7 protein-coding genes are annotated in these 14,601 nt (G+C 68.2%); all 7 read left to right on the plus strand.

What is annotated here, in order from left to right; all coding sequences use genetic code 11:
• Positions 1-219 precede the first annotated feature (219 nt).
• The 7 genes from AX676_RS09600 (at position 220) to addA (ending at position 14,556) form a co-directional block, all read left to right on the plus strand.
• A complete protein-coding gene (locus tag AX676_RS09600; protein ID WP_066479576.1) occupies positions 220-3,516 on the plus strand; it encodes a TonB-dependent receptor domain-containing protein in 3,297 nt (1,098 codons plus the stop codon).
• A 157-nt stretch (positions 3,517-3,673) separates the two neighbouring features.
• Positions 3,674-6,031, plus strand: a complete 2,358-nt coding sequence (locus AX676_RS09605; RefSeq protein ID WP_066479574.1) for a sensor histidine kinase — start codon at positions 3,674-3,676, stop codon at positions 6,029-6,031.
• Entirely contained in the window at positions 6,028-6,480 is a 453-nt protein-coding gene (gene tsaE / locus AX676_RS09610) for a tRNA (adenosine(37)-N6)-threonylcarbamoyltransferase complex ATPase subunit type 1 TsaE (protein WP_066479571.1), read from the plus strand. Before AX676_RS09605 ends, tsaE begins: the two co-directional genes overlap by 4 nt.
• Positions 6,465-7,448, plus strand: a complete 984-nt coding sequence (locus AX676_RS09615; protein WP_066644468.1) for an aminoglycoside phosphotransferase family protein — start codon at positions 6,465-6,467, stop codon at positions 7,446-7,448. The genes tsaE and AX676_RS09615 overlap by 16 nt, the downstream gene beginning before the upstream one ends.
• Positions 7,445-8,206 (plus strand): nucleotidyltransferase family protein, encoded by a 762-nt coding sequence (locus AX676_RS09620; protein WP_066479565.1) that lies wholly within the window; start codon positions 7,445-7,447, stop codon positions 8,204-8,206. The genes AX676_RS09615 and AX676_RS09620 overlap by 4 nt, the downstream gene beginning before the upstream one ends.
• Positions 8,199-11,168 carry a double-strand break repair protein AddB gene (gene addB, locus AX676_RS09625; RefSeq protein WP_066479563.1) on the plus strand — a complete coding sequence of 990 codons (2,970 nt, stop codon included), beginning with the start codon at positions 8,199-8,201 and terminating at the stop codon, positions 11,166-11,168. Before AX676_RS09620 ends, addB begins: the two co-directional genes overlap by 8 nt.
• On the plus strand, positions 11,161-14,556 hold the full coding sequence (gene addA, locus AX676_RS09630) for a double-strand break repair helicase AddA (protein ID WP_066479561.1): 3,396 nt from the start codon (positions 11,161-11,163) through the stop codon (positions 14,554-14,556). Before addB ends, addA begins: the two co-directional genes overlap by 8 nt.
• The last annotated feature ends 45 nt before the right edge of the window (positions 14,557-14,601 follow it).

The raw sequence follows: 14,601 nt of genomic DNA on the forward strand, positions 1-14,601 counted from the left end.
TGCGCACCATTTTTGTCACAACATTACGCCGGAGCCGGTTTTTTCGTAACACTAAGTTGACATTGGCTGATCCTGAGGCATCATTTCCGCGCTGCACAACTTGCGCGGCGGACGAGCCTGGATAGGCTCGACCCGCGCAATAAGTCCGGGGTTGGAGGAGCCCCGGCTGGTCGCCTGATCCTGATGACAGGCAACTTATTGTTAAGCGGGGATTTCCTAATGCGTTTCAATCACATTGCCGGGCGCGCTGGTCTGATGATCGGCAGCGGCCTTTCGCTTGTCCTGTCGACGGCGGCGTTCGCCCAGGATTCGGCGCCGGTCGATGCGCCCACCGGTCAAGCGGAAGCGAGCGGAGAAGACATCGTCGTCACCGGATCGCGCCTGACTCGCGATCCGAATGCCACCGGACCCGCGCCGGTAAGCGCCGTGTCGTCGGCTGACATTTTGGCGACCGGTGCGACTGACGCGAGCCAGGCGCTTCGCCAGATTCCGGCCCTTTTGGCGTCCACGACGGTGGCGGACTCGATCGAACGCGGCGATGCGGATGTCGGTATTGGCCAGGCAACCCTCAATCTCCGCCAGCTCGGATCCAACCGCACGCTGGTTCTGGTCGATGGGTATCGCCACGTGTCGGGCGTTGCGGGCGCGCAGACGGTCGACGTGTCGACCATTCCGACCGCGCTGATCCAGAGCGTCGAAGTGCTGACGGGCGGCGCGTCGGCCGTCTATGGTGCCGACGCCGTTACCGGCGTGGTCAACTATATCCTGCGCAAGGATTTCGAGGGTTTTCAGCTCAATGGCCGGTCGAGCATTGCGACGTCGGGCAATGGCTCGTCGCAATCGATCGATGGGACTTACGGGCGCAACTTCGGCGGCGGCCGCGGCAACATCACCTTGTCCGCAGGCTACACCAATGATCAGGAAGTGCTGCTGGGCGATCGTCCGTTCACGCGTGACAACGGACGTGGCAACAACAGCACCACCTACGCCAATCCGCTGCGCCGTTTCCAGCGCGGGGACATCAGCGCGGCCGCAACGCCGAACTTCGCCCAGCGGTTCTCGAACGCTGCCGGCCGTTTCCCGATCGGTTTCGCGATTCCGACCGCCCAGCAATTTTCGACCTTCTTCCCTGGACGTACGCCAACCGCGGCCGAACAGGCCCTGATCGACCGTGCGGCCAACGCGCCACTGTTCGTGATCGGTGCCGATCCCCGGTTCGCGATCAGCTCCGGCTCGGGGTTGATCTTCCGCAATGATTTTGGGTTCTTCAACGCGGACATCAACAATAACGGCGTCAACGACTGCGAAGAAAGCTATATCGGCCTGACCGGCTTCGGCGGCGGCGGCTGCTACATCTCGACGCCTGGCGGCGGCGTCAAGATTTTCGAGGACGGCGTCATTTCGACCAGCCAGAACCAGTTCGGCGGCGATGGCGCGGTGGAGCGGACGAACCAGACGTCGCTCATTCCCCGGAGCGAGCGCATCTACGCCAATCTGCGCGCCAACTACGAATTTTCGCCCGCCGCGGAAGTCTTCGTCGACGCGAAATATGCCCGCAACAACACGCTGTCGCGCAACAATTACAACACCTTCTATGACAGCCTGCTGATCTTCCCCGACAATCCCTTCATCCCGGATGTGCTTCAGGCCGATGCGGATGACGCAGGCGGTCTGCGGGTCAGCCGCGACTTCCTCGATCTCGGTCCGAACACGCAGGAGGCCAATCGCGATACCTATCGCATCGTCGGCGGCGTGCGCGGCGCGATCGACAGCCATTTGAACTATGAGGTTTCGGGCAATTACGGCCGGACCGAGAGTTCGGTCACCCAGTCCAACCGCGTGCGTTATGACCGCCTGTTCGCATCGATCGACGTGGTCACTGGTCCCAATGGGCAGCCGATCTGCCGTTCGGACATCAGCTCCGTGCCGCATCCGGGCAGCGAAGTGTTTCCCGTGATCGCGCCCGGCTTCTTCACCTTCCGCCCCGGTGACGGCCAGTGCCGCCCGGGCAACATCCTGGCGGGGGAAAACTCGCTGAGCCCCGAAGCGGTCGCGTTCATTACGACGCCGACCACCAATCGGTTCGTGCTCCAGCAGTTCGTCGTCAACGGGATCATCACGGGCGATACCGGCGGGTTCTTCAATCTGCCCGGCGGCGCGGTCAAATTCGCGGTCGGCGGCGAATATCGCGAGGAGCGTTCGAGTTCGCGGTTCAGCGATCTCGAGCTCGGCCTGCTGCCGGAAGGGTCGCCCGCCGGTCCCGCCGGCACCTTCATCGGCGACGTCTCGGACAACCAGCAGCTGGTTTTCGACGCACAGACCCGCACGTTCAACACCGGCGGGTCGTTCGACGTGAAGGAAGTGTTCGGCGAAATCTCGCTGCCGATCCTCAAGGACACGCCCTTTTTCTACGAGCTGACGCTCGGCGCCGCCGGGCGCTATGCCGATTACTCCACGGTCGGTGGCGCGTTCACCTGGAACGTCAACGGCGTGTGGGCGCCGGTCCAGGATATCCGGTTCCGTGGCACGTATGCGCGCGCAATCCGTGCCCCGAACATCGCGGAACTGTTTGAACCCGCGCAGGGCGCGACGTTCCGTCCTTCGGATCCGTGCGATGTGCTCAACCAGAACGCGACACCGAACCGCCTTGCCAACTGTATCGCCGCGGCAACCGCGCTCAACATCCCCAATGCCGCGAGCTTTATTGCAAGCTACAGCGATCCGCTGACCGCGCGCTTTTCGGGCACGAGTGGCGGCAACCCCAACCTGTCCGAGGAAACCGCAACCACCTGGACGGTGGGCGGCGTGATCCAGCCGCGATTCATTCCCGGGCTGACCCTGACCGCGGACTATTACTCGATCGAAATCGAGGATGCGATCGCCGCGGTGACATCGCAGGACATCGTTAATACGTGCTATGACAACACGACCTTTCCGAACCAGTTCTGCGATCTGATCAGTCGCAATGGTCCCGGATCGGGGCCGACGACGTTCGGCTTTAATTTCCTGCGCCAGACCCAGATCAACTTCGGACGCATCGAGACTTCGGGCATCGACTTCACCGCCGCCTATCAATTCGACATCGGCGACCATGATTTCGGTTTGCGGGTCAGCGGCAACTGGACCGAAAAGGTCGATCGTTTCTTCGATCCGATTGACACCACGCTGGTCAATCCGGGCCTGCGCGAAACGGGCGCGCCGGAATGGTCGGGGCTCGGCACGTTCACCTATGGCTATAAGGGCCTCGGCTTCAATTACACCGTCCAGTATATCGGCGAGCAAGCCGTGGCGTCGGCTGTGCAGATCGAACGGGTGGACCGGGAATTCGGTCCGGCGGGTCTGGCGCGGGAGTATTTCGTCCATAACGTCGCGGTCAATTACGACGTGACGGAGTCGTTCTCGCTCAACGCCGGTGTCAACAATCTGACCGATGCGCGTCCGTATCTGTCGAGCTCGGCCTATCCGGTCAGCGGCATTGGTCGCGTCGCGTTCATCGGCGCGCAGGCGCGGTTCTGATCGCGGCTCGCGAAAGCTGACGTGATCCGCTCGCGCGAGCGGGCGGGTCGCTCAGCGTGGCTTCAGCCCCCTTGGTGCCCCGCGGCATCAAGGGGGTTTCGCTTGGGAGCAGTGATGGCTACCCGTTGGCCATGCGTGCGTATCTGGCCCATCCTCAATGACGATCGCTGAGCCGATTGCACTCCTTGTCCTCGGCGCGGTCCTGGCGATCCTTGTCGCGCTGGCGGCCTATGCCTTCTACCGGAGCGTCCAGGGCGCGCGCATCGCGCGGGTTCAGCGTGCCGAGGCCGAGCGCGCGCACGCCCTGATCGGCCATTCGCCGGCGATGGCGATGCGCGTCGATCCGGATCAGCGCGTATCCTTGCCCCTCGCGCTCGTCGACCGGCTGGGCTTCGGCCGTGCGCCGGAGCGGCTTGAGGAATTGCGCAACGAACCGGGCGTGGTCGCTGAAACCGAATTTCCCGACGGTGCGCGGCTGGTGGCCGCGATCATCGAGGCGCAAAGCGCCGCGCGGCCGTTTCGCCTCGCGCTGCGCCCGCCGGGTTCGGCACGGCGGTTGATCGCGATCGGCGATCGCGCGCCCGAAATGCTGGGACCGGCCGGCACCGTCATCGTCTGGTTCTTTGACGCAACCGACATCCAGACCGAGCTCGACCGCGCCGAAAGTGAGGCCGACCGGCTGCGTGCCGCGTTCGAATCGCTGACCGGGCTGATCGAAGCCGCGCCGATGCCGATGTGGTATCGCGGCCCCGACCTCAGGCTCGCGATGGTCAACAGCGCCTATGTCCAGGCGGTCGAAATGTCCGACGCGGCCGGGGTCATCGCGCGCCAGGTCGAGCTGGTCGAAACCGCCGGACATCTGGGTCCGATCGTCAACGCGGCCGAAGCGCGCGACAGCGGCCGCGCGCAGGTGACCGCGCTGCCCGCGACGATCGGCGGGGCACGCCGGATGCTCCGCTTTCACGACGTGCCCATGCCCGACGGCGGCACCGCCGGCTACGCGATCGATATCGAGGAGCTCGAACAGGCGCGCGCGGGGATCAAGCGTTTCGCCGATGCGCAGCGGTCGATGCTCGACCGGCTGTCGTCCGCAGTCGCCCAGTTCGGTGCCGACCGCACGCTCGTCTTCTGCAATCAGCCCTTCCAGCGTATCTTTGCGATGCGGCCCGAATGGCTCGCCGACCGGCCGGAGTTCGACCGGGTGCTGGAGCGGATGCGCGAGGCCAACCGCCTGCCCGAAGTCCGTGACTTTCCGGGCTGGAAAGCCGAGCGCCGCGCATGGTTCCACGCGACGCAGGACGAAATCGAGGAGAATTGGCACCTGCCGGGTTCGGTCCATTTGCGCGTCGTGGCGCAGCCGCTGCCCGAGGGCGGCTTGCTGATGATCTTCGAGGATCGCACCGAGCAGGTCCAGCTGGCGAGCGCGCGCGACACGCTGCTGCGGGTGCGCACCGCGACCTTCGACAATCTGTTCGAGGCGCTGGGCGTGTTTTCCGCCGATGGCCGGTTGCAGATCTGGAACGCCAAGTTCCGGCAGGTCTGGGCGCTCGAGGAGAGTTTCCTCAGCACGCATCCCCGCGTCGATCTGTTGGCGGAGGAAGTGGCGCCGCGTCTCGCCAATCCGGCGCGCTCGTCGCTGATCCCCGACCTTGTCCGCTCCGCCGCCAACGAGCGCCAGCAGCGCGGCGGCCGCGTCGCCTTTGCCGATGGCCGGCACTATGAATTCGGTGCCGTGCCGTTGCCCGACGGCAACGCATTGCTGACCATGATCGACATTTCCGACAGCCGGCGCATCGAACAGGCGCTGCGCGACCGCAACGATGCGCTGGAGGCGGCGGACCGGGTGAAGACCGCGTTCGTCGCGAACATGAGCTATGAGCTGCGCACCCCGCTCACGTCGATCAAGGGTTTCGCGGAGATGCTGCACGCCGGATATGCAGGCGAATTGAGCGATTCCGGGAGCAGCTATGTCGGCGCCATTTTGGAATCGGTCGAACGCCTGGGTGGCCTGGTCGACGATGTGCTCGACCTGACTGCGACCGAAGCGGCGGCGCTCGATGTCCAGCCGGTCGATCTGGATGCGACCGCACGCGCCGCGGCCGAGCATCTGGTGTCTCTGGCCAAAGAGCGCGGGATCGAACTTGCCGTCGACGTCCAGCGGTCGTCAGGCACGGTGCAGGGCGATCCGCGCCGTTTGCGCCAGGCGATCGAGCATATGCTGCGCCACGCGCTCTGCACGCTGGACGAGGGCAATCGCGTGCTGCTCCACGTCGACGGGACGCGTGAAGCCGCGCGCGTGGTCGTGTCCGACGACGGGGCGGGGATGAGCCCGAGCGCGCAGGCGCGTGCATTCGATCGCTTCGCACAGCCCGCGGTGGCGCGGCCCGGCGATCGCCATCTCGGGCTCGACCTGCCGCTCGCGAAGCAATTCATCGAAGTTCATGGCGGGGAATTGTCGCTGGTGTCCGAGCTGGGCCACGGCACCATCCTGACCGCCACGCTGCCGCGAAAATGAGCGCCAACCTGCTCTGGTCGATCGACGACTCGCTGGCGCTTGGCGCGCGGATCGCGCGTGTCGCGCGTCCGGGCGACGTCGTCACGCTCAGCGGACCGCTGGGCGCGGGCAAGACCAGCATCGCGCGCGGCCTGCTGAACGAACTCGGGCTCGAGGGCGAGGCACCGTCGCCGAGCTACGCCATCGTCCAGCCTTATGCGCCGCCCGAGGTGCAGTTTCCGGTGCTGCATGTCGACCTGTACCGGATCGAGGACGCAGAGGAAGCGGTCGAGCTCGGCTTGTGGGAGGCACGCCACGATTCGCTGCTGGTCGTCGAATGGCCCGAACGCCTGCCCGAGCCGACCTGGGTGGACGCCCTGCGGCTGACCCTGTTGATCGAAAGCGATGGCGTGCGGCGCTTGACAGCGATGGTGCCGGAGGCATGGAGGCAGCGATGGTCGCTGATATGAATCCACCCCCCGCCGCCGCGGAATTTCTGGCGGCAAATGGCTGGGGCGATGCCGAATTGCTGCCGCTGGCGGGCGACGCGTCGTTTCGCCGCTATTTCCGCGCGGTCGCACCGGGGCGCTCCGCGGTGCTGATGGATGCGCCGCCGCCGCATGAGGACGCGCGCCCGTTCCTGGCCATCTCGCGCTGGCTGGGCGATCGCGGGTTCGCCGCGCCGGCGATCCTGGGCGAGGACGCGGTCGCCGGCCTGGTGCTGATCGAGGATTTCGGCGACGCCCGCATGCGCGAGACCGTCGATGCAGCGCCGGAGAGCGAGCTTCGGCTCTATGGCGAGGCGGTCGACCTGCTGGTACGGCTCCATCGCGAGGATGCGGCACCGTTGCGCGGCTATGATCGTGCCGAATATCAGCGCGAGGCCGGGCTGCTCACCGAATGGTACTGTCCGGCGGTGGGGATCGAACCCGATGTCGTGGCCTATCGCGCCGCGTGGGACGCGGTGCTCGATCATGTCGAGCCCGCGCCGCCGGTCACGGTGCTGCGCGACTATCATGCCGAGAACATCATGCTGATCGAGGGTCGCGAGACGCTGGGCCTGCTCGATTTCCAGGACGCGCTGACCGGCCACGCCGCTTATGACCTCGTCTCGCTGCTTCAGGACGCGCGGCGTGACGTCGCCCCCGAGCTCGAGGCGCAGATGCTCGACCGCTATCGGCGCACGACGGGCGCGGGTGAAGGGTTCGACGCCGCCTATCATGTGCTGGGCGCGCAGCGGAATGCGAAGATCATCGGCATCTTCACGCGGCTGTGGAAACGTGACGGCAAGCCGCGTTATCCTGGGCTTTGCCCACGCGTCTGGCGTTATCTGGAACGCGATCTGGCGCATCCGGCACTGGCACCTGTGCGCGCCTGGTTCGATGCCAATATCCCCGCGGCCCGGCGCGGCGACCCCATCGTGATCGCCGGCGAATGACGACCGCGCACACGCTGGCGCTGCGCCCCAATCCGGACGCGCCGGTGCCTGAAATCGCGATGGTGATGGCGGCGGGCCTGGGCAAGCGGATGCGCCCGCTCACGGCGACCCGCCCCAAGCCGCTGGTCGAGGTGGGCGGTCGCGCGCTTATCGACCATGTGTTCGACCGCCTGCGCGCGGCTGGCGTGCGCAGGGCGGTCGTCAACGTCCATTATCTCGCCGACACGCTCGAAGCGCATCTGCACCACCGGGTGAAGGGCATCGATATCGTCATCTCGGACGAGCGGCGGCAGCTGATGGAAACCGGGGGCGGGCTGGTTCAAGCGCGCGCGCTGCTCGGCGATCGCCCGTTCCTGTGCGTCAACAGCGACAATCTGTGGATCGACGGGCCGATCGACGCGATCCGGCTGCTGGCCCAGCACTGGGACGATGCCCGCATGGACGCGTTGCTGCTGATGGTGCCGCTGGCTCGCGCCAACAGCCATGGCGGGCGCGGCGATTTTCATCTCGACAGCTTCGGCCGGATCACGGGGCGCCGCGCGCCGGGACGCGTCGCGCCGTTCGTCTTCACCGGCGTCCAGATCCTGTCGCCGCGCGTGATCGCGGACTGGCCGGATGGACCGTTTTCGACCAACCTGTTCTGGCAGCGCGCGATCGAGGCCGGGCGTGCCTGGGGCCTGCCGCATCAGGGATTGTGGTTCGACGTCGGCACGCCGCGCGCAATCGTCGAAACCGAAGCCTTGCTCGCGGATGCCTGATCGCGCCCGCCTGCGCGTCTACACCATCCCGGTTCATCGCGCGTTCGCCGACGCGCTGGCGACAGGGTTGATCCGCCAGCATGGCGGCGAGCCACTCGCCCTGGCCCGCGGCACCATCCTGGTTCCCAACCATCGCGCCCGCCGGGCGATCACGGATGCGTTCGTCCGCGCGAGCGGAAGCGGGCTGCTGCTGCCGCGCATCGTTGCGATCGGCGATCCGGAGCTGGACGAGGCCGCCGGCGCGATGTTCGATCCCGCGGATGCCGCCGACCCGGTACCGCCGGCGGTCGATCCACTCGCGCGCCGATTGATCCTGTCGCGCCTGATCGAGGCCGAGCGCGCAGCGGCCGGTGCACCGGTCGATGCCGCGGAGGCGCTGCGGCTGGCGGGCGACCTTGCGCGTACCCTGGACCAGTTGCTGGTCGAGGATGTCACGCCGCGCGCGCTCGCCGCGCTCGAGCTTGCGGAGCAGCCGTCCGAGCATTGGCAGCGGGCGCTGGAGGTGTTTCGCATCCTGCTCGATCGCTGGCCGGCGGAGCTTGCGCGGCTGGGGTGCATCGACCTCGCCGAACGACGGTCGCGGCTGATGCGTCGTGCTGCGGACCGATGGCGCGCGGGGACATCCGCGGGCTTCATCTGCGCCGCCGGCGTGACGAGCGCGGCCCCCAGCGTCGCGCGGCTGCTCCGCCGCGTCGCCGAGCTCCCGCAGGGGCTGGTGGTGTTGCCGGGCGTCGCGACCGACATGCCCGACGACCAATGGGATGCGCTCGGGCCGCACCCGCGCGACGCCGTGACCGGGAAGCGCCCGCCATCGATTGAAACGCACCCGCAATTTCACCTGAAGCTCGTTCTCGATCGCATGGGGGTGGCGCGCGGCGAGGTGATGGCGTGGCGGCATGGCAGCGACCATGATGCCGCACCCGCGCGCGGCAAGGCGATCGCCACCGCTCTGGCACCCGCCCAGTTCACTTATGGCTGGAACGAGGTACCGGCGCGCGAGCGTCGGTTGACCGGCGTCGCGATGCTCGCCGTCGCGACCCCCGCCGAGGAAGCGCAGGCGATCGCGATTGCGCTGCGCGAGGCGCTCGAGGCACCGGGGCGGACCGCCGCGCTGGTGACTCCGGACCGCGCACTCGCCATTCGTGTTGCCGCGCATTGCCGCCGCTGGGGGATCGCGATCGACGACAGCGCGGGCGCGCCGTTGTCGACGCTTGCGCCCGGCACCTTGCTGCTCGCCATCGCGGAAGCCGCCGCCGCCGGGTTCGCGCCGGTGCCGTTGCTCGCGCTGCTCAAGCATCCGCTGGTGCGATCGGGCGATGCGCGCATCGAATGGTTGGACGGCGTGCGGTCGCTCGACCTGGCGCTGCGCGGGCCACGTCCGGCTGCGGGACTTGAGGGCATCGCGCGGTATTTGTCCGATCCCGACGCCGCGGATGCGCATCGTCGTCGACCCGCCATCGCGTTCTGGAAGCATGCCGAGGCGTTGCTGCGGCCGATCGCCGCGATCTTCGGCCGCGACGCCGCATCGCTCGTCGATCTGGTCGCGGTGCTGCGCGAGTCGGCGGATGCGTTGGCCGGCGACGCCGCCTGGGCGCGACAGGAGGGGCGGGCGGCGGCGGACCTGCTCGCGGGGCTGGAGGCGAACGCGGCGCACGGCCCGGCCCGGATCGCTCCGGCGGCATTGCCCGTGATGCTGCGCACGCTGATGGATGAAATTGCAATCCGGCCGCCGCAGGGCGGGCATCCGCGCCTCGCCATCTACGGCTTGCTGGAGGCGCGGCTGCAGACCGCCGACCTGATGGTACTGGGTGGATTGAACGAGGGCGTCTGGCCGGGATTGCCCGCCCCCGACCCGTGGCTGGCGCCGCGCATCCGCAGCGAACTCGGCCTGCCGGGGCTTGAACGGCGGATCGGGCTGTCGGCGCATGACCTGGCCGGGGCAATGGGCGCGCGCGACGTGTTGATGACGCGGGCCGAGCGCGACGCGAGCGCGCCGACGATCGCTTCGCGCTTCTGGCTGCGCCTGCAGGCGCTGGCGGGCGAGCAACTGCACGCCGCCGATGACCTGGCGCGGTGGTGCGCCGACATCGACGATCCGCGCGAGCACGCGCCGTCGGCGCAGCCCGCGCCCCGTCCGCCCGTCACTGCGCGGCCGCGCATCATTTCGGTGACGGAGGTTGACCGGCTCAAGGCCGATCCCTTCGCCTTCTATGCGCGGCGAATGCTCAAGCTGACCCCCCTCGACCCGGTCGATGCGGACGCGAGTGCGGCATGGCGCGGCACCGCGATCCACGCCGTGTTTGAACGCTGGGCGCGGGAGGATCGCGATCGTCCCGAGCGGCTGGCCGATCACGCGCTGGCGCTGATGCGCGATGATCGCACCCATCCGCTGATGCGCGCGCTGTGGCAGCCGCGACTGATGGAGGCGGTCGACTGGATTGCGAGCCAGCTGGTCGAGTTGCGCGCAGGCGGCAGGCAGCTGATCGATGTCGAGCGGGAGGGGCGGATCGAGATCGCCGGCGTCACGCTCAAGGGCAAATATGACCGGATCGACCGCAATGCGGACGGAACGCTAGCGATCGTGGACTACAAGTCCGGCCAGCCGCCCTCGACACGCGCGGTGCGCGAGGGGTTCAGCCTGCAGCTGGGACTGCTCGGACTGATCGCCGAGCGCGGCGGGTTCGAGGGGATCCAGGGCACCGCGACCGCGTTCGAATACTGGTCGCTGGCGCGCAACCGCCAGGGCGGTTTCGGCTTCGTCGCCTCACCCGTCGATCCCAAGAGGAAGGATCCAATACCTGCCAACCGCTTTGTCGAAATTGCTGCGCACAATTTCATCGAGGCCACCGCAGCATGGCTCACCGGCGACGCGCCCTTCACCGCCAAGCTAAACCCGCTCTACGCGCCCTATGGCGACTATGACCAGCTGATGCGCCGCGACGAATGGTGGGGCCGTGAGTAAGGCCGGCAGCCTCCTGCCCAGGCTGAAGGGCGATCAGGCGCGCGCGAGCGACCCGGAAGGCCATGTCTGGCTGTCGGCGTCGGCGGGGACCGGCAAGACGCAGGTGCTGACCGCGCGCGTCTATCGCCTGTTGCTGCGCGGAGTCGACCCCGCTGCGGTCCTGTGCCTCACCTTTACGAAGGCGGGTGCGAGCGAGATGGCCGGACGGATCAATGGCCGGCTCGCGCGCTGGGTGCGGATGCCCGAGCCCGATCTGCGCAAGGAGCTGTTTGCGCTTGGCGAGAATCATCTCGATCCCGCTGTGGTGGCGCGCGCGCGCACGCTCTTCGCGCGGGTGCTCGACGCGCCCGGCGGCGGCATCCGCATTCAGACGATCCACAGCTTTTGCCAGAGCCTGCTCGCCGCGTTCCCGCTCGAGGCCGGCCTGCTTCCCGGTTTTCGCCCGCTTGAGGGGCGTGAGGAACAGGTGCTGGCGCGCGAGGCGCTGGCGGAACTGCTGGTTGCGCAGGAATCGCTGCACGGTTCCGACGTGCTCGATGCGGTACGGGCGCTCAGCCTGCGCATGGGCGAGGGGCGGGCGGAGGCCTTTCTGCGCGCCTGTGCCGCCCGCCCCGACGCAATGGCGCGGCTGCCCGGACTGATACAGCCCTTCGTCCGCGACTGTCTCGATCTGCCCCCTGGCGAGGTCGAGGCGGCGATCGCTGCGGCGTGCGCGGATGACGCGTGCGACATTGCCGGGCTGCGCGCCGTCGCGGCGATGAACGCGGGGTGGGGGACCAAGAACGGCCTGGCGCGGGCGGACGCGATCGCGCAATGGCTCCGCCGCGATCCGGGCGGGCGCGCCGCGGGACTGGGCGAACTGCACCTTGTCTGGGCAAAGGCGGACGGGGACCTCCGATCGTTCGCCAAAGGTCAGGCGCCACTGGTCGCCGACTATGCCGATCTGGCGACGCGCTTTCACGGCTGGTGCGGCGAGCTGGTCGGGCTGCGCGCCCGTGCCGGCTTTGCCGACCTGCTTGCGCAGGGGCTGACCGCCGGACGCGCTTATGCCGAAACCTATGCGGCGTCGAAGCGGCGGATCGGCGCGGTCGATTTCAACGACCTGATCCGCGAGACCGCCAGGCTCCTCGCGCTGCCCGGCATCGGCGACTGGGTGCGCTACAAGCTCGACCAGGTGACCGAGCATATCCTGATCGACGAGGCGCAGGACACCAACTGGCCACAATGGGAAATCGTCCGCCGCATCGCCGACGAGTTCTTTGCCGGTGAAGGCGCGAAAGGCGACCGGCTGCGCACGCTGTTCACCGTCGGCGACTATAAACAGGCGATTTTCGGCTTTCAGGGCACAGACCCCTATAATTTCGCGCTCGCGCACCGGATGTTCGAACGGCTCGCCGGACCCGATCAGCCGTTCACGACGCTTTCGCTCACCGACAGCTTCCGGTCGACCGAGCCAATCCTGACCTTTGTCGATGCCGCGATCGCGGCGCTGCCCGACGATGCGCTGGGCGCGCACAGCACGGTCGAGCCGCATGGCAGCAACGTGCCGGGGCCGGGGCGGGTGACCCTGTGGGCACCGGTGATCGAAGGCGGCAGCGACGAGGACGCCGAGGGCTGGGCCGACGATGCCGCGCGCGGCATGGCGACCCGGATCGCGACCGAGGTCGCCGCGTGGATCGATCAGGGTCGGATCACGCCGGGGGAGGTGATGATCCTGGTCAAGCGGCGCGGCGAGCTGGCGGCGCTGATCGTCGCCCGCCTCTATGCCGCCGGGGTGCCGGTGGCCGGTGTCGACCGGCTGCGCCTCAACGCACCGCTGGCGGTCCAGGATCTGCTCGCCGCGATCCGCTTCGCACTCCAGCCCGACGACGACCTGTCGCTCGCCAGCCTGCTCGTCTCGCCGCTGATCGGGTGGAGCCAGGACGAGCTGATGGCCGCCGCGGTGCGCGAGCGCGGCAGCCTGTGGCGTCACCTGCGCGCGACGCAGCCGGACGACCGGCTGGCGCCGCTCTATGCGATGCTGGCGCAGGCCGATTTCACCACGCCCTATCGTTTTCTGGAGGACCTGCTGAGCGGCGCGCTCGACGGGCGGCGCAAGCTGATCCGGCGGCTCGGTGCGGAGGCGCGCGACCCGATCGAGGAACTGCTGACCGCGGCGCTGGGTTTCGAGCGGCTGGCGACGCCGTCGCTGCAACGCTTCATCGACTGGTTCGATCGCGGCGATGTCGACATCAAGCGCGACCCGTCGCAGGCGGCGAGCGCGGTCCGCGTGATGACCGCACACGGTGCCAAGGGGCTGCAGGCGCCGCTGGTCATCCTGGCCGATGCGACGGTCGACCCGACGCGCAACCGGCGCGACCTGCTCGACTGGCCGGTGTTCGGCGATCGCGAACCGGCGCTGCCCCTGATCCGGCCGCGCCGTGACGAACGCAGCGCCGCGCTGGAGGCTTTGCTCGATGCGAGCGACGCGCGCGAGATGGAGGAGCATTGGCGGCTGTTCTACGTGGCCGCGACACGCGCCGAACGCTGGCTGGTGATCGGCGGTGCGCTAGGACCCAGGGCGAACGGCAGCCCGCCTGAACAAAGCTGGTATGCCGCCGCCGCCCGCGCTTTCGACCGACTCGGCGTCGCTGAAGCCGATGCCGGCGGTGATCGGGACTTTACCGGGGTCGGCGTGACGCCTGCTGGCGGGGGCGCTGCACGGGCCGAGCGGCCACCGCAGCATGACGCGGTCGATCTGCCCGACTGGCTGCGCGCGCCCGCGCCCGCCGAAGCGCGTCCGCCCCGTCCGCTCGCGCCCTCGGCAATCGGCGACGACGCGATCGCCGACCCGCCGCTTCCCCCGAAAGCGCGCGCGGCGGCGGTTCGCGGTCAGCTGCTCCATCGGCTGTTCGAGCGGCTGCCCGCCGTTTCACCCGCCGCGCGCCGCGATGCGGCGTTGCGCTGGCTGATGCAGGCGGCCGGGGCGTCTGACGTGGCGCTGGCGACCGCGCTGGCCGATGACGCACTCAGGGTAATCGACGACCCGCGCTTCGCCGGACTGTTCGGCATCGACGCCCTCGCCGAGGCACCGATCGCGGCGGTCGTCGACGGCCTCGTCATTTCCGGTACGGTCGATCGGTTGCGCGTCGAGGAGGATCGGGTGCAGGTCGTCGATTTCAAGACCGGGCGCATCGCACCGGCGACCCTGGCCGACGTGCCCGAATATCATCTGCGCCAGATGGCCTCCTATGCCGCCGCACTCGCGGTGATCTTTCCCGGCCGCACGATCGAGGCGTCGTTGCTCTACACGTCCGGACCCGTCCTGCACACGCTGCCCGCTGCGCTGCTGGCTCGGCACAAGCCCGGCTATGAACCCGCGCAGTTAAGGTTGAGCGGCGACGCTTGAGGCGCGCGGGCGCACCGCCTAGATTGTTCGGCACAGTCAAGGAGA

Origin of the sequence: Sphingomonas sp. CCH21-G11 (genome assembly GCF_001555965.1) — a bacterium.
Lineage (GTDB): Bacteria > Pseudomonadota > Alphaproteobacteria > Sphingomonadales > Sphingomonadaceae > Sphingomonas.